Here is a 13,380-nt window from a genome sequence, read left to right as displayed (position 1 = left end):
GGCAAAAAAATTTCCGCGAATCAGCGCAGCATGATGCCGGCAATTTCCTTCGTAAGCTTCGCGGCCACGGTGGCGGTCATGTTGCCGATGTCGTTGCGCGGATTGAACTCGACGATGTCCGCGGCCACGACGGGTTGATCGATGCTTTGAATGAGACGGATGACCTGGCGGGTCGACAGACCGCCGGGTTCGCGGTGCGATACGCCGGGCGCATGGGCGGGGTCGAGCCCGTCCATGTCGAGCGAAAGGTACACGGGGGTATCCAAACGGATTTGCAGTGACTCGCCGCACCGGGCGGCCTCGACTACCTCGACCCCGAAACGCTTGAACTGCTCACGGTGATGATCATTGATCGTGCGCAGACCGACCTGGATCAAGCGGTCCGCCAGCCTCTCTTCCATGATCCTGGCAAACGGGGAGGCGTGGGAGCGGGGATTACCCAGGTAGCTGTCGTAAAGGTCGGCGTGCGCGTCGATGTGCAGGATCGTCAACTTCGGGTGGTGTCGACGCACAGCGCGCATGATCGGATGCGTAATGGCGTGGTCGCCACCCAGGCAAATCAGGCGGTCGCCGGAGCCGCAAAGGCGGTCGACGTGATCCTCGATGCTTTTCCATGCATCGGTTGTCGGTTCGAATGCCACGTCGCCGTGATCGACGAGTCTGCCGGGTACGCTCAAGTCGATCCCTGATTCGCTCCAGATGCTGTAGGCATCGCAGTACAGCTCCCTGCGAATGAGCGGTGGCGCGTCCGCGGCACCTCGCAGGAAGGAGGAGTTGGCGTCATGCGGGACGCCGAGCAGCGATACCTTGGCCATGGCCGGATCTCCCGATTTTTTGACGAAGCCCGCCCTGGCGAACGGCTAGCGGCGGTCGGTCGCAAATTAGCCCAGGCTATTGCAAACTTCTACTTTGAAAAGCTAATTCAATGGCTAAGTAAAACTTTATGATTGATCTGGTCCGCCTGCGTTTGTTTCGCGAACTTTCCCGGCTCGGCACGATGACCGCGGTGGCCGAATCCCTGGCGTTGACCTCTTCGGCGGTCTCGCAGCATCTGGCCATTCTGGAGCGCGAGGCAGGGGTTCGATTGCTTGAACGGGTTGGACGGCGCGTTCGCCTGACGCCCGACGGCGAACGGCTGGCCGAGCACGCGGACGTCATTCTGCGCGCGGTGGAGAAGGCGGAACTCGATCTGCGCGGCGCAACGACGAAACCGGTTGGCAGATTGGTGATTGCCTGCTTCGCAACGTACGCGGTGGCCCATTTGCTGCCCGCGCTGTTTCGGGTCAGGGCGCAATGTCCCGAACTGGACGTCGTCTTCCATGAAATGGAACCCGACGATGCCCTCGTTGCACTGCGAGACGGACGCTGCCTCCTGGCGGTGACGTTTGCATACAGCCTCGTCCCCAAACCGAACGATGACAGCTTGATCGTGGAAGAACTATTTCGAGAACCGGTGCTCCTGGCCTTCCCGCATTCCAAGGCACGCAAGCGTTCGACCATCGATCTGGGAGCCTTTGCGCAGGACGACTGGATCGTCGGATCGCGTCAACTGGATGATCGGCTGTTGGCGGAACGCGCCTGTGCCGCCGCGGGATTTGTGCCGCGGATCGTGCACGCCGTTGACGACTATGATTTGGTGCTCAAGATGGTCGAGGCGGGGCTGGGTGTCGGTTTCGTCCCGCGATTGGCATTGGACCGGTCAAGCAAGGTCAATGTGGGCATCGGTACGCCCAAGGACCATGCGCTCGTTCGCATTGTTCAAGCCGTTACGCGACCTGGTATCGCTGCGTCGCCAGCGATCAGGCTGTTGCTGGCGGAACTGGCGCGGCGATGAATTCAAGCATTGTCGCAAGCTCGTGCGACCCCACCCCGACCCTCCCCTGCGAGCAGGGGAGGGAGTTGCATACCGCTCAGAACAGGTACTTCAGGCTAGCGCCCACGCCGTAATCAGGACTTCCATTCGCGAAACCGCCCAGTACGTAGGCCTGCACGCGCAAGTTCTGATTGAGCTTGTGGTTCCAGTAGGCGGTGACTTCGCTTTGCGGGCCGCCGTTGGTGGCGATCTTCTGGCGATAGTTGTAGTACACGCCGAAATCGTCGTCGTGACTCAGCTTGTAGCCGAGGCCGACATTGGCATTGAAGCCGTTCTTCAGCTGGATATAGGGCGAGCTGCCGTATTTCATCCAGCCCACGCCGCCGAAGGCAGTCCAATTGCCGTAGACCTTATAGGTATCCAGCGAGGCGCCGTAATCGTTCTGGCCGGTGCCGAGCCCTTTGTTCTCATCGGCAGTACCGAACTTGATCTTGCCGGTAAGGTCCACGCCGAATGTACGGTCGCTGCTTTGGAATACTTCATAGCCGGCCGAAGCGACGATATCGCCGAGCCCGGAGGCAGAACCGTTCGTTGCGGCGGCGGTGGTCGTGGTGGTGCCGGTGTTGCCTGCACCGCGGCCATGACCGCGCCCGTGCGGATTGCCGTTGTTGACGCGGCCAACGCCAGGGATGACGTTGTCTGAGCCGCTGATGTGGACATACGGCACGACCAGCTTGAAGGTCCAACGGTCCATGTTGTAGGTAGCCGTCACCGGTACCGACCAGATGTCCGTCGTGGTGTCGGTGCCGTATTTGCCGCTGGAGAAGTCCGCGCCGGCGGCAAGGCTGAACTGATCATCGGCGGTGCCTGCCGCGTGAACGGCAGTCGTGCCGAGCAGCAGGCTGGCGGTCATCATCCAAAAGGGCTTCTTCAACATCGATGGTTTTTCCTTGGAGCATGCATAAGGAGGCACGCAGCCCAGCTAAGGGCTGCGTGCCAACGGAGTAGAAAAAAAGATCAGCCGCCGGGACGGCCAGCGTGATCAGGACGATCAGGGCGTTCCGGACGTTCCGGACGCTCGGGTGCTTCCACGCGCTCGGGCCGCTGGACGGAGTCCGGCTTGCTTACGTGATCGGGATGCGTGAGGGTCGAGTGGGTATCGCGGCTTGCGATCTCGACATGCGCCACTTTCGCATGCTCATGTCCTTCCGCGGCTTCGCTGCCAACCGCCTTGGGCGAACGCATCACATCGCCAAGCCTGAAGCCAAGGCCTTTGGCGACCTCTCCCCAGCCTTCTCCCGCTGCGCGCGACGCAAGCACACCGTGCAGTGAAACCGTGTTGCCGTCGGCAAGCACCAGCTTGCCTCCGTTCAGCGCCGCGGCGAGTTCGGCCGAAGTGGGATCGGTAATGCCTTGCTTCGCAAGACTTGCCTCGGCCAGCGACAGGGCGATACGCACGTTGCCGTAGCCCAGCTTGCCCGTATCTGGCGTGAACGTGGTGGTAGTGATAGCTCCCGTCGGCGACGTGCTCGTCAAGGTAACGGTCGAGCCATTGTGCAGGCCGTTGACCAGCGCCTGAGCATTGCTGGTGGAACCGGCAAGCGGGGTGAATTCGTTGGTGAGCCGCGACGTTTCTTGCGTTGTGCTGGTCGTCGTGGTCGTTGTTGTTGTTGTGGTGGTGCTTGTCTGTGCGTAAGCCGGCAGTGCCGAGGCAAACGCAAGCATGATGCTGCAGCAAATCAACCGCTTTGAAAAACGGCAGGTACGCATAACCGACTCCCGAAATGCATGTGAGAAACCCCCTGTTTCGTGCAAGCGGGTGGTTCCGTCACACGCCCCGTGTCTGCGAATGCGATTCGCCGTTAGGGCTTAGCTAAGCACGCGGGAAGTGTTGGTCATAAGGGCGGTTCGACACAAGCCGGTCTTGGCGTTCAGTTAAGTGATCGTTTTGCTGGCGATGTGAAGTGCATCAAAGAATCGGCATGCGTGCGGAAAACTGACGGTCGAATGAGGCGAGATGTCCGCCATTCGAGGCGGACAATCCGGCTCAGCAGATTTCCATCCACTGTGTCCGTTACGCTCGCACGCCTGATTGGTTTGCGTTCAGGCAGTGAGCGCTTCGCTCAGCGCGGGGTAGTCGACATACCCTTGCGCGCCGCCGCCGAAGAACGTGTTGCGATCGGCATCGTTCAGGGGCGCATGCGTCCTCAAGCGGGTTATGAAATCCGGGTTGGCCAGGATCATCTGCCCATACGCTTCCAAGTCTGCCAGTCCTGCGGCCACGTCCGTTCCGATCTGTTCGCGCGCACGTCCCGGTCGGTTGAGGATCAACGATTGCGTCCAGGCTTTGCGCAGATCGACAAGCAGCGGCTCATTGCCCAGATGCATGATGTGCAGGTACGCGAGCCCAAGCTGATCCAGTTGCGCGACCAGGTGGCGGTACAGATCCGGCCCTTCCACGCCCTCGTCGATGCCCCACATGCTGGTGCCGGGCGACAAGCGGATCGCGGTTCTATGCGCGCCGATTTCTTCGGCGATGGCCGTGGCCACCTCGATGGCGAAGCGCGCGCGATTTTCGATCGACCCGCCGTATTCGTCCGTTCGCACGTTGGCACTCGGGGCGAGGAACTGATGGATCAGATAGGCATTGGCACCGTGAATCTCGACGCCGTCGGCGCCAGCCTCGATCGCACGCCGTGCGGCGTGACGGAAGTCGGCAACGGTCTGGCGTACCTCTTCCGTGGTGAGGGCACGCGGCACAGGGATATCCTGCATGCCTTTGGCCGTGAACATCGGCGTGCCCGGAGCGATCGCGGAGGGAGCAACGCCTTGGCGATGATGGGGCGTGTTATCGGGATGCGACATGCGTCCCGCGTGCATCAGCTGGATAAAGATGCGACCGCCTTTGGCGCGCACGGCCGACGTAACCTTGCGCCATCCTGCGACGTGCTCGTCGGTGTGGATGCCCGGTGTGGCGAGGTAGCCCTGGCCATCCTCCGACGGCTGTGTGCCTTCGGTAACTATCAGGCCCAGATCAGCGCGCTGCGCGTAGTACTCAACGGTCAGTTCGCCCGGCGTGCCGTCCAATTCGGCGCGGCTGCGCGTCATCGGCGCCATTGCCAGGCGATTTGGCAAGGTGTAGTCGCCAAGGCGAACCGGCAGGAATAGCTGATGCATGATCAAGTCCTCGAAATCGGGTTGGCGAAATCATGCGGTCAAACCATGGATGGAATAAAGGAGGTATAGTGGAGAACATTGATCCATTTATGGAGCAATGTCATGGAACTTCTGAACGATATGGCTTTGTTCGTCGAGGTCGCCAAGGCCAAGGGTTTTCGGGGCGCGTCCGAGGCGACGGGCGTACCGAACTCCACCCTCTCCAGACGCATCAGCGCTCTTGAAAAGGCCATTGGACTGCGTCTGCTGCACCGTACGACGCGCAGGGTCGAGCTGACCGAAGCGGGCCAGGTCTATTTCGAGCGCTGCAAGCGCATCGTCGATGAGGCCAGGCTCGCGCACGAACAATTGGGCGAGATGCTCGCCCAGCCCAGCGGCGTACTGCGCGCCTCGCTGCCGGTCGATTTCGCGGTGATCTACATGGCGCCGCTGATCGCCGAGTTCGCCGAGCGGTATCCCGGCATCCGCTTCGATTTCGACCTCACGCCACGACAAGTGGATCTGGTGAGTGAACCCTTCGATGTGGCCATTCGTATCGGCGAGCCGGAGAGTTCACATCTGATTGCGCGCCCGTTGGCGTCTTTCGTGCAGCGCCTTTACGCCTCGCCGAGCTATCTGAAGCGATCGGGTGTGCCGATGGAGCCAGCCGACCTTGCGCGGCACGAATGCCTTAACGTCCTCAGGGACAGGCCATGGACCTTGCACCGAGGGAAGCAGTCGATCCAGGTCTCGACCAGCAGCCGCTTCACGCTCAACAACGTTGGCCTGATCCGCCGTTTCGCGACGCTCGGCATGGGCATCGTTCTGATCACGGATGAACTGGCTGCGGACGACGTGGCGGCGGGGCGGCTGGTTCGTGTGCTGCCCCAATGGCAAGGCAAGCCCATACCGGTTTATGCGCTGACGGAAACACGCTTGCTTCCGGCCAAGACCCAGCGCTTCATCGAGTTCCTCAAAGAGCGATTGGCGAAGAACCACGCCGGCACCTGATCGTCCGTCTGGATGGCCGATTAATGCCGTCCTGGTCAATCACGCGGCGGCGTGACGTCCGATCGCCATAAGCGGTAAGAGTCCAGGCTGGAGGCAAATCGAGCCTGAAAGCCCCCCTTTGGATGCCTCAGGCCCTGCGCTGTCGTTGCAATGTCCGCTAGGGCAGGAAAGCGTGGCTTCTGCGAATACCCTCTTTCCGAAACCGCTAAAGCGTCTTTTGCCAGACGCGATCGTCGTCGATCCGGTCCCCGAGTTGGAAGGTACAGCGCCCAACCTCAACGAAGCCATGTCGCGCGTAGAAGCGTTTGGCCCGTTCGTTATGGTCGAACACGGTAAGGTATATTTCCGGCGCGCCGAGCATGCGGGCACGATCCAGGGCCCAGTGCATCAGTCGGTCAGCGACCCCACGCCCGTGCCATTCGCGCAGCACATAAATCTGCTGTAACTCCAAGGCGCCTTTGCGCGGGTTGGGTGCAGGTGCCGCGAGCGGACGAAGCTTGGCATAGCCGATGATTTCTCCGTGCACCTGCGCGACCCGCCACTCCATGCCCGCATCGAGCAGGTCTTTGGACATGGAGCCTTGGTCGCCGTAAGCCGCATTCAGAAACCGCTCAAACGGCTCCGGCTCATACAGGTGCGAAAAAGTATCCGTGAAACACCTTCGCGCCATCGCCCGAAGGGGAGGGGACTGGTCGCTGCCCGGGCTGAAATACCTGATTTCCTCGTTCATCTCCCTGTTACCTGTCGCTGTCGGTTGCCCCTTGCGCCGACCTTCGCATTTTGCATTTCATAAGTCCAATATCTTGCTCATTGCTATTGATATGATCAACTTATGAATGATGAAATCGAACTCAGACACCTGCGTTACTTTCTTGCTGTTGCGGAGAACCTGCACTTCACGCGGGCGGCCGAACAGCTGCACATTGCGCAGCCTGCCCTGAGTCAACAAATCCGCCGGCTCGAATCGTTGCTCGGCCATGCTCTCCTTATCCGTACTACGCGTGGCGTCAAACTCACCGCTGCAGGGGAGCTCCTCGCGGAGCGAGCCCGCGCTGCGATAGCGCGCGTCGATGACGACCTGGCACAGGTGCGTCGTGTTGGCCTGGGCGAAAAAGGTGCCCTCAGTATCGGATTTACCGGCTCGGTGATGTTCACCGAATTGCCGGCTGCGATTCATCGCTTTCGCAGGAAATACCCCAACGTGGAACTGCAGCTGCATGAAATGTGGACTTCCGCGCAGGCCAAGGCGCTGCGTGACGGATCGTTGGACATTGCTTTTTTACGCGACGGAGAGGCTGGCGAAGGCCTGGCGGTCAAAACCATGCTGCGCGAGCGCTATGTCGCCGTACTTCCCCAGAGCCATCCCCTCGCGGCAAAAAAAACGTTGCGCTTGCATGACCTTCGCGCCGAACCTTTCGTGCTATTTCCGAGGCACATGGGGCCACTGGCTTACGATCGCAGCATGGATTGCTGCAAGCGCGCCGGCTTCAGCCCTCATATCGTGCAGTACTCGCCCCAATTTGCCACGATGTTCCGCCTGGTCGCCGCGGGCATCGGAGTTTCACTCGCCCCGGCCTGTATGACCCAGCTCACCGTGCGTGGTGCGGTTTTTCGTGAATTTCCAGGCAGCGCACGCACCACCATCGACGTTGCCGTGCGATCGGGATCGGATAATCCCATGGCAGAGAATTTCCTGCGCTTCGCTCGCGATGCACTTGTCCAGACCTGACCGTGACCCTATCAGCGCGTTTGCCTGGGCGTAGGCTGGGATGATAATCCCAGCTTCCACGCGGCATCGCTGTGCTGGGATTGCCCTCCCAGCACAGGTTTGACGGCTGGATCTGGCTGAAGGTTTCGCTTCAGACAGTATGTCGTGCGCAGCCACGTCATCTTTGTGGTTACTTCACTGCGTTGCAGGCCGGCTGCTTGCACCATGGATCGCAAGCTGGTGGCGCCGAGTTTTCGGACTCGCTCGGCAATCGGATCCGTGGCAGCAAAGATCTGCATGCTTTGCGCGTCGAGCAGCTGGTGGTAGTTGCGGAAGTGCGGACCTGTCATAGGCCAGTGGAAGTTCTTCGTTTTGAAGAACAGCGCGAACATGTCCGCCAACAGTTTTTTGGGGGGACGTGGAGATAAGCGTCAGGCAGGTTGCCACAGTTCGATCGGATTCCCCTCAGGGTCATGCAGATGCGCAAAACGACCGTTGGGATAAGTCTGGGGATCAAGCTTGACCTCGATCCCCGCTGCGCGTAGCTGGGCGATCATTTTGTCGAGGTTGTGCACGCGAAAGTTCACCATCCAAACCTTGTGCGGGTCCCCGAAATAGCCGCTCTTCTCGGGAAAGGGGCTGAAGACGGTCGGTCCGGCCTCCTGCTGCCAAACGGGGGCGTCGTTGCTGGTGGGGGTGAGTGCGATCCCCAGATGTTGCAGGTACCAGCGCCCTAGCGCATCGGGATCATGGGCTCGAAAGAACAGTCCACCGATTCCGGTCACTTTCTCCCTTTCCGCTGCCGCTGACTCATGTTTGGCATTTGCCTGCCCTGGCGTAGCAGCAGTTGCCGGTTGCGCGGGGTTTCGTGCCGTCACGGCGAATACGTTCCTGGGCAGAATGAAGCTGGCCCCGAAAGCGTATGACAAGGATTGAAGCCATTGGCGCCTTTGAAAGCTCATACCGTCCTCCTCCCGAGACGTAGTGCAAGCACATCTACGATACAACACAGATGAAGCACGCAGGCTGGGATGATAATCCCAGCTGTCCACGCGACATCCCGATGCTGGGACTGCCATCCCAGCCTACGCACTTCCCTGACGCCGATCCTCGCAAGGTATGGACGTGAAGGTGATTGGCGGCTCAAAAACGTGTCAGCACTTGTGCTGGCACGCTCTTGCCTGGTGCGTCGAGCGTCGAATAGACAGGCATGGACCAGCGGGCGCTCTGTCTCTTACCGCATGAGCCGTAACCGCACTCGTTCCAGATGTAGAAACTGGAGATCCGATCGGCCGCGTCATACAAGGTGGACACTTGGACCGGGCCATGCCCGTCCGCCGGCCTCAGCGTGAACTTCCATTCCCACATGTTGCGCGCGTTGCTTACGGAAACGGTGGGGCCAGATCCGATGAAGATGTATTGTCCCGGGGGAAGCGTGACCTGATTGCCACGCTCGATCGTCAGCTCGTAGTCTTTTCCCTCCACCCAGGTGTACGGTGCACTGCGCTCAGCATCACCTGCGTTCTGCATCAGCTGCAGATCCGAAGCGGGGTTTTCCTCGCGATAATCCGTAGCGCCGCCCCCGCGGGACACCAGGCCACCCCAGTTCATTTGATACTTGCCGCTCACCCGCTGAGGGCCGCCATGGGCCCAGGTTCGATTGGGAAAATTGACCTGGATGGCAAAAAAGTTGAGACCTTGGCCCACGGCATGGGTTACGCGCACACGCGATGACACTTTGATGATGGCCTTGGGCACGTGGGGGAAGGCCGCGTGCGAGTGAGAATCGCCGGCCTCCGGCCCAATCACGAAGCTTGACGGTGCCGATATCCCGGACACAGCTGGATCAGCCGGCATCGAATGCCCCGCCTCGATGACACCGCCCAGGCAGCACAGCGCCAGAGCAGACTTGATTGGAAAGGCGTTCTTCATCATCAATCCTTGTTCCCGTACAGCAGTTCGATCTCATAGCCATCCATGCCAAGATGGCCCTGCTCAATCACACCATGACCAATTCCCGTACTCCCCGATGACGTCGATAACGTTTGGAAGGAGGGCGAGCGCAAGCGTGCGATTCCCGCTCTGAACATCCTATAGATGGAAGGATCAGGCCTCGGGTCTGTGGCAAACCACTTCGATGTTGTGCCCGTCCGGATCAATCACGAAAGCTGCATAGTAGTTCGCGTGGTAATGCGGGCGCAGACCGGGCGCGCCATGGTCCTTGCCGCCCGCAGCCAGAGCTGCGCGATGAAAGGCTTCGACTTGCTGGCGGCTCTCGGCGACGAACGCCAGGTGGAGATGCGCCGGCTTCTCCTCGGTTTGCAGCAGGCACAATGAAACCTTGCCGTCCGAACTGAGCTCGATGCCGTCCGGCCTCTCGTGGACGACCTCTATGCCGAGCGGTTCGAGTGCCTTGAGGAAAAACGCTTTGCTCGCTGCATAATCGCTGACTCCGAAGACGACGTGGTCAAACATGAGTTCTCCCGAAGTGTGGGGGTCTGCGTGTCCTGCTCAATGGTATCAGGCTTGGGGATGGCGAGTTCCTGACATGGAGGGTCGTTCGCTGAAACTTGCATACCACGCCGCCAGGTTCTCGCGCGAACGCCATCCTTCGCCGGGAAAACGCAGGTCGAGGTAACCGAGCGCACAGGCAACCGAAATCGTACCGATGTCAACGCGTTCGCCGAAGTCCGGCACCCATGCCTCGAACTGGTCCAGGGACGAGATCACCTTCGCGTGTTGCCCTTCATACCATGGTTGGTAGCGCAACTCCTCGGGACGAACGACCTGTTCGTAGCGCATCAGCACAGCCGCTTCGAGGAGCCCATCTGCAAGCGCCTGTTCCCGCAGGCTTTGCCAACGCGCGGGGGATTGGATCGGAAACAGGTGGGGATTCGCACTTGTCGCATCGAGGTACTCGCAGATCACCCGGCTGTCATAGAGCGCCTCGCCATCGGAATTCAAGAGCGTTGGCACCTTGCCGAGGGGATTGAGCGCAACGATGGCTTGATCGCGCGTCACCGGATGCGCTGCGCAGGGCAGACGTTCGATTGCAATACCGAGCTCGGCAGCGCAAACCAGCACCTTGCGTACGAAGGGCGAGTAGGGCGAGAAGTAGACTTGCAAGGGTCGGTCATTCATCGAAACAGCCCATTGGCTTCTCCGAAGTGGTCAGGTCTTCACAGACCCGGTCAAGAGCGGCATACGAGTCAGCGAACCGGGATCTGAAGGCTTGATAGGCCGCTTCGCTGCGCCAACGGTCCACAGTGAAATAGCGCTGTCCATCCTTCCTGTCCTTGAGCAGTAATGTTTCGACGTATCCAGGAGCTTGCTTGAATAGCTTTGCCCACGTCCCATCCGGGCTGTAGTGCTCAACGAACTCAGCCTCTTTTCCTGCTTTGACCATGAATTCCCAAATGTAGGTGTAGTGGGTCATTGGTGCGATGCCCCGCTCGGGTCAATGACGATACGCAGCCAGGCTCATCTTTTACACGCAAGCGCGTCAGCGTACATCGTCCGTCGAAGCGGTCCGCTTTGGTCGAAAGCGGGCCTCTTTTTCGTCCTGAGCCTCTCACCCTGTGAAAGGGCGCCTCTCGAATTTACCGGCTACTGAATGAATCGGGTAGGGGGTAGTTTTCTGCCCACCCAGCCTCCTCGCGTAAGACCTGATTCAGTGGGTCGCGACCGGCATTTCCAGTCATACCGGAGTTACCCGATGCCCAACACCCGATGCGCGGACAAGATCCGCGCTAAAGCTAACCGTAACAGCGTATCGCTGTGGCTTGAGCTGCGCTGAGCCGAAAAATTCCCCACCTTCCCAAGGAAATCATCATGAAAAGCACTCGCGCGGCACTGGCCGCCACATTCGCCCTCAGCCTGGCCTGCTTCGCCGTGGCCGGTCATGCCGAGAACGCCAAGAAGCCGATGGAAAAATGTTACGGCGTGGCGCTCGCCGGCAAGAACGATTGCGCCGCCGGCCCTGGTACGACGTGTGCGGGCACTGCCAAAGTCGACTACCAGGGCAATGCCTGGATCCTGGTCGACAAGGGCACCTGTACGACCTTCAAGACCCCCAAGGGGTACGGTTCGCTTGAGGCCAAGCCATGAGCGCATGGCCCGCGCCGCAACGTTTCGTTCCGGAGGCCATGCTATTGCTGATGGCACGGCTGGGCATCGCTGCGGTGTTCTTCCAGTCGGGCCGTACGAAAGTGGAAGGCCTCCTGACGATCAAAGAGTCCACCTATCAGCTGTTTGCCAGCGAGTACGCGCTGCCACTGATTCCCTCGGACATCGCCGCACGTTTGTCCACAGGCGCGGAGCACCTGTTTCCCGTGCTGCTGGTGCTGGGCTTGTGCACGCGGCTGTCCGCGCTCGCCTTGCTGGGCATGACCACGGTCATCGAGATCTTCGTCTACCCGGACGCATGGCCAACGCACCTTAGCTGGGCCGCTCTGTTGCTTCCGCTCGTGGTCCGCGGCGGCGGCGCGTGGTCGATGGATCACATCCGTCGCAACCGATCGCTGCAACGGTCGCCTTCCGTTGCGTGACTCCCCATTCCCATCAATTTCACTTCCTCAGGAAACATCATGCGAAAGCCATTGAGTTTGTTGTTGCTCATGCTGGCGTCGACCGCACCCGCGTTCGCTGCTGGCGACGCCCCCGAAGGCGTCAAGAACATCGTCATCGTCCCCGGCGCCTTCGTCGACGGTTCGGGCTGGCGCGTCGTCCACGACATCCTTACCAAGCATGGTTACAGCGTAAATGTCGTGCAACCGCGCATCGACACGCTGAGTAATGACGCCGAAGCCGTCTATCGCCAGTTGCGCAAGGAGAGTGGCCCGACCTTGCTGGTAGGCAGTGACTACGGCGGCGCGGTGATCACGGTAGCCGGCAATCGCGACAAGGTGAAAGGCCTGGTCTACGTGGCCGCGGTAGCGCCGAGCGTGGGTGAAAGCGTGAGCATACTAGTCAACTCCGTGCCGGAGCCCAGCAACGACATCGAAGCCTCCTGGGACGGATTTGTTTACGTCAACGAGAAGCACTTCGGCGCCGACCTAGGCAACGATCTGACTACCAACCGCACCAACTACCTGGCCATTTCCCAGGTGCCCGCAACGGTTCCTGCGCTGGGCGCCGTTACCGAAGCGGCTGCCTGGAAGAACAAGCCCAGCTGGGCGGTGGTTGCGACCGAAGATCACTTCTACAGCCCCGATCTGCAGCGCTCGATGTATCAGCGAGCCGGTTCCAGGATCACCGAGATCAAGGGCAGCCACCTCGTCTACATGTCGCAGCCGGAACAGGTTGCGCAAGTGATCGAGAACGCGGCGAAGAGCTTGAAGTAGCGCCGCGTCATACCCCCAATGGTTTGACCTAAACCCTTACCCAACAGGAAAACGACTCATGAGCACCATCACCACCAAGTCCCGCAGCAGTTTCGCTGCGGCGGCCGCCGTCGTCGCACTCGCTATCGCATCACTCAACGGTGCTGCGCACGCCGCCGATCAGTCGGGCCACAAAGAACAGCCGACCCGCTGTTACGGAGCTAACGCCTGCAAGGGCCAAAGCCTTTGCGCCATGGCCAAGCACGACTGCAAGGGCCTCAACGACTGCAAGGGCCAGGGCGTCATCGTAAAGACCCCGAGCGAGTGTGCCGCAGCCGGCGGCACGCTGACCGAACCGAAGTGATCGCCTG

General features: G+C 60.3%; 18 protein-coding genes. 7 read left to right on the top strand and 11 right to left on the bottom strand.

All coding sequences use genetic code 11. The annotated features are described in order from the left end of the window. Positions 1 to 20: 20 nt before the first annotated feature. On the bottom strand, positions 21 to 815 hold the full coding sequence (gene speB / locus EKH80_RS01925; RefSeq protein WP_126683022.1) for an agmatinase: 795 nt from the start codon (positions 813 to 815) through the stop codon (positions 21 to 23). A 128-nt stretch (positions 816 to 943) separates the two neighbouring features. Between speB and EKH80_RS01920 the strand changes: the two genes are divergently transcribed. Beyond that, positions 944 to 1,834 carry a LysR family transcriptional regulator gene (locus EKH80_RS01920; RefSeq protein ID WP_126683021.1) on the top strand — a complete coding sequence of 297 codons (891 nt, stop codon included), beginning with the start codon at positions 944 to 946 and terminating at the stop codon, positions 1,832 to 1,834. Between the two features lie 76 nt (positions 1,835 to 1,910). Here the strand turns inward: EKH80_RS01920 and EKH80_RS01915 are convergent, their stop codons facing one another. The 3 genes from EKH80_RS01915 to EKH80_RS01905 form a co-directional block, all read right to left on the bottom strand. Next, positions 1,911 to 2,750, bottom strand: a complete 840-nt coding sequence (locus EKH80_RS01915) for a transporter family protein (protein WP_126683020.1) — start codon at positions 2,748 to 2,750, stop codon at positions 1,911 to 1,913. Between the two features lie 80 nt (positions 2,751 to 2,830). Next, positions 2,831 to 3,538 (bottom strand): hypothetical protein, encoded by a 708-nt coding sequence (locus EKH80_RS01910; protein WP_230473362.1) that lies wholly within the window; start codon positions 3,536 to 3,538, stop codon positions 2,831 to 2,833. Positions 3,539 to 3,916: 378 nt separating this feature from the next. Beyond that, the gene (locus tag EKH80_RS01905; RefSeq protein ID WP_126683018.1) at positions 3,917 to 4,990 is read right to left on the bottom strand and encodes an alkene reductase; all 1,074 of its coding nucleotides are present in this window, start codon (positions 4,988 to 4,990) and stop codon (positions 3,917 to 3,919) included. 102 nt (positions 4,991 to 5,092) lie between these two features. Here EKH80_RS01905 and EKH80_RS01900 point away from each other — a divergent pair, with 102 nt between their 5' ends. Next, positions 5,093 to 5,980, top strand: coding sequence for a LysR family transcriptional regulator (locus tag EKH80_RS01900; RefSeq protein ID WP_126683017.1), 888 nt, complete (start codon positions 5,093 to 5,095; stop codon positions 5,978 to 5,980). 205 nt (positions 5,981 to 6,185) lie between these two features. Here EKH80_RS01900 and EKH80_RS01895 read toward each other — a convergent pair whose 3' ends face one another. Next, positions 6,186 to 6,710: a GNAT family N-acetyltransferase gene (locus tag EKH80_RS01895; protein ID WP_126683016.1), complete on the bottom strand. Its 525-nt coding sequence runs from the start codon at positions 6,708 to 6,710 to the stop codon at positions 6,186 to 6,188. Positions 6,711 to 6,812: 102 nt separating this feature from the next. Here EKH80_RS01895 and EKH80_RS01890 point away from each other — a divergent pair, with 102 nt between their 5' ends. Beyond that, on the top strand, positions 6,813 to 7,709 hold the full coding sequence (locus EKH80_RS01890) for a LysR family transcriptional regulator (RefSeq protein WP_126683015.1): 897 nt from the start codon (positions 6,813 to 6,815) through the stop codon (positions 7,707 to 7,709). An 11-nt stretch (positions 7,710 to 7,720) separates the two neighbouring features. On the opposite strand, the gene EKH80_RS01885 is transcribed toward EKH80_RS01890, so the two are convergent. The 6 genes from EKH80_RS01885 to EKH80_RS01860 form a co-directional block, all read right to left on the bottom strand. Beyond that, a complete protein-coding gene (locus tag EKH80_RS01885) occupies positions 7,721 to 8,080 on the bottom strand; it encodes a Dps family protein (RefSeq protein WP_196240319.1) in 360 nt (119 codons plus the stop codon). A gap of 39 nt (positions 8,081 to 8,119) precedes the next feature. Beyond that, positions 8,120 to 8,473 (bottom strand): VOC family protein, encoded by a 354-nt coding sequence (locus EKH80_RS01880; protein WP_230473361.1) that lies wholly within the window; start codon positions 8,471 to 8,473, stop codon positions 8,120 to 8,122. Between the two features lie 358 nt (positions 8,474 to 8,831). After that, entirely contained in the window at positions 8,832 to 9,623 is a 792-nt protein-coding gene (locus EKH80_RS01875; RefSeq protein WP_230473360.1) for a hypothetical protein, read from the bottom strand. Between the two features lie 171 nt (positions 9,624 to 9,794). After that, positions 9,795 to 10,163: a VOC family protein gene (locus EKH80_RS01870; RefSeq protein ID WP_126683014.1), complete on the bottom strand. Its 369-nt coding sequence runs from the start codon at positions 10,161 to 10,163 to the stop codon at positions 9,795 to 9,797. Between the two features lie 45 nt (positions 10,164 to 10,208). After that, entirely contained in the window at positions 10,209 to 10,829 is a 621-nt protein-coding gene (locus tag EKH80_RS01865) for a glutathione S-transferase family protein (protein WP_230473359.1), read from the bottom strand. Continuing rightward, entirely contained in the window at positions 10,822 to 11,124 is a 303-nt protein-coding gene (locus tag EKH80_RS01860) for an antibiotic biosynthesis monooxygenase family protein (protein WP_126683013.1), read from the bottom strand. Before EKH80_RS01860 ends, EKH80_RS01865 begins: the two co-directional genes overlap by 8 nt. Positions 11,125 to 11,519: 395 nt before the next feature. On the opposite strand from EKH80_RS01860, the gene EKH80_RS01855 reads away from it, so the two are divergent. From EKH80_RS01855 to bufA2, 4 genes are read left to right on the top strand one after another with little or no spacing between them, the layout of a single operon-like run. Further along, a complete protein-coding gene (locus EKH80_RS01855; RefSeq protein ID WP_126683012.1) occupies positions 11,520 to 11,795 on the top strand; it encodes a BufA1 family periplasmic bufferin-type metallophore in 276 nt (91 codons plus the stop codon). Further along, positions 11,792 to 12,235, top strand: coding sequence for a DoxX family protein (locus EKH80_RS01850; protein ID WP_126683011.1), 444 nt, complete (start codon positions 11,792 to 11,794; stop codon positions 12,233 to 12,235). Before EKH80_RS01855 ends, EKH80_RS01850 begins: the two co-directional genes overlap by 4 nt. 39 nt (positions 12,236 to 12,274) lie before the next feature. Then, a complete protein-coding gene (locus EKH80_RS01845; protein ID WP_126683010.1) occupies positions 12,275 to 13,030 on the top strand; it encodes an alpha/beta fold hydrolase in 756 nt (251 codons plus the stop codon). Between the two features lie 58 nt (positions 13,031 to 13,088). Continuing rightward, positions 13,089 to 13,373, top strand: coding sequence for a BufA2 family periplasmic bufferin-type metallophore (gene bufA2 / locus EKH80_RS01840; protein WP_126683009.1), 285 nt, complete (start codon positions 13,089 to 13,091; stop codon positions 13,371 to 13,373). The last annotated feature ends 7 nt before the right edge of the window (positions 13,374 to 13,380 follow it).

This window comes from Dyella choica (assembly GCF_003977665.1).
Lineage (GTDB): Bacteria > Pseudomonadota > Gammaproteobacteria > Xanthomonadales > Rhodanobacteraceae > Dyella_B > Dyella_B choica.
This window is presented reverse-complemented; position numbering and strand designations above follow the sequence as displayed.

What these genes read in the sequence shown, in the direction of transcription:
- EKH80_RS01895 (WP_126683016.1), bottom strand. Translation starts at nt 6,710, where the DNA reads ATGAACGAGGAAATCAGGTATTTCAGCCCGGGCAGCGACCAGTCCCCT.
- EKH80_RS01915 (WP_126683020.1), bottom strand. Translation starts at nt 2,750, where the DNA reads ATGTTGAAGAAGCCCTTTTGGATGATGACCGCCAGCCTGCTGCTCGGC.
- EKH80_RS01905 (WP_126683018.1), bottom strand. Translation starts at nt 4,990, where the DNA reads ATGCATCAGCTATTCCTGCCGGTTCGCCTTGGCGACTACACCTTGCCA.
- EKH80_RS01890 (WP_126683015.1), top strand. Translation starts at nt 6,813, where the DNA reads ATGAATGATGAAATCGAACTCAGACACCTGCGTTACTTTCTTGCTGTT.
- EKH80_RS01875 (WP_230473360.1), bottom strand. Translation starts at nt 9,623, where the DNA reads ATGATGAAGAACGCCTTTCCAATCAAGTCTGCTCTGGCGCTGTGCTGC.
- speB (WP_126683022.1), bottom strand. Translation starts at nt 815, where the DNA reads ATGGCCAAGGTATCGCTGCTCGGCGTCCCGCATGACGCCAACTCCTCC.
- EKH80_RS01910 (WP_230473362.1), bottom strand. Translation starts at nt 3,538, where the DNA reads ATGCTTGCGTTTGCCTCGGCACTGCCGGCTTACGCACAGACAAGCACC.
- EKH80_RS01845 (WP_126683010.1), top strand. Translation starts at nt 12,275, where the DNA reads ATGCGAAAGCCATTGAGTTTGTTGTTGCTCATGCTGGCGTCGACCGCA.
- EKH80_RS01900 (WP_126683017.1), top strand. Translation starts at nt 5,093, where the DNA reads ATGGAACTTCTGAACGATATGGCTTTGTTCGTCGAGGTCGCCAAGGCC.
- EKH80_RS01860 (WP_126683013.1), bottom strand. Translation starts at nt 11,124, where the DNA reads ATGACCCACTACACCTACATTTGGGAATTCATGGTCAAAGCAGGAAAA.
- EKH80_RS01865 (WP_230473359.1), bottom strand. Translation starts at nt 10,829, where the DNA reads ATGAATGACCGACCCTTGCAAGTCTACTTCTCGCCCTACTCGCCCTTC.
- EKH80_RS01885 (WP_196240319.1), bottom strand. Translation starts at nt 8,080, where the DNA reads ATGTTCGCGCTGTTCTTCAAAACGAAGAACTTCCACTGGCCTATGACA.
- EKH80_RS01920 (WP_126683021.1), top strand. Translation starts at nt 944, where the DNA reads ATGATTGATCTGGTCCGCCTGCGTTTGTTTCGCGAACTTTCCCGGCTC.
- bufA2 (WP_126683009.1), top strand. Translation starts at nt 13,089, where the DNA reads ATGAGCACCATCACCACCAAGTCCCGCAGCAGTTTCGCTGCGGCGGCC.
- EKH80_RS01850 (WP_126683011.1), top strand. Translation starts at nt 11,792, where the DNA reads ATGAGCGCATGGCCCGCGCCGCAACGTTTCGTTCCGGAGGCCATGCTA.
- EKH80_RS01855 (WP_126683012.1), top strand. Translation starts at nt 11,520, where the DNA reads ATGAAAAGCACTCGCGCGGCACTGGCCGCCACATTCGCCCTCAGCCTG.
- EKH80_RS01870 (WP_126683014.1), bottom strand. Translation starts at nt 10,163, where the DNA reads ATGTTTGACCACGTCGTCTTCGGAGTCAGCGATTATGCAGCGAGCAAA.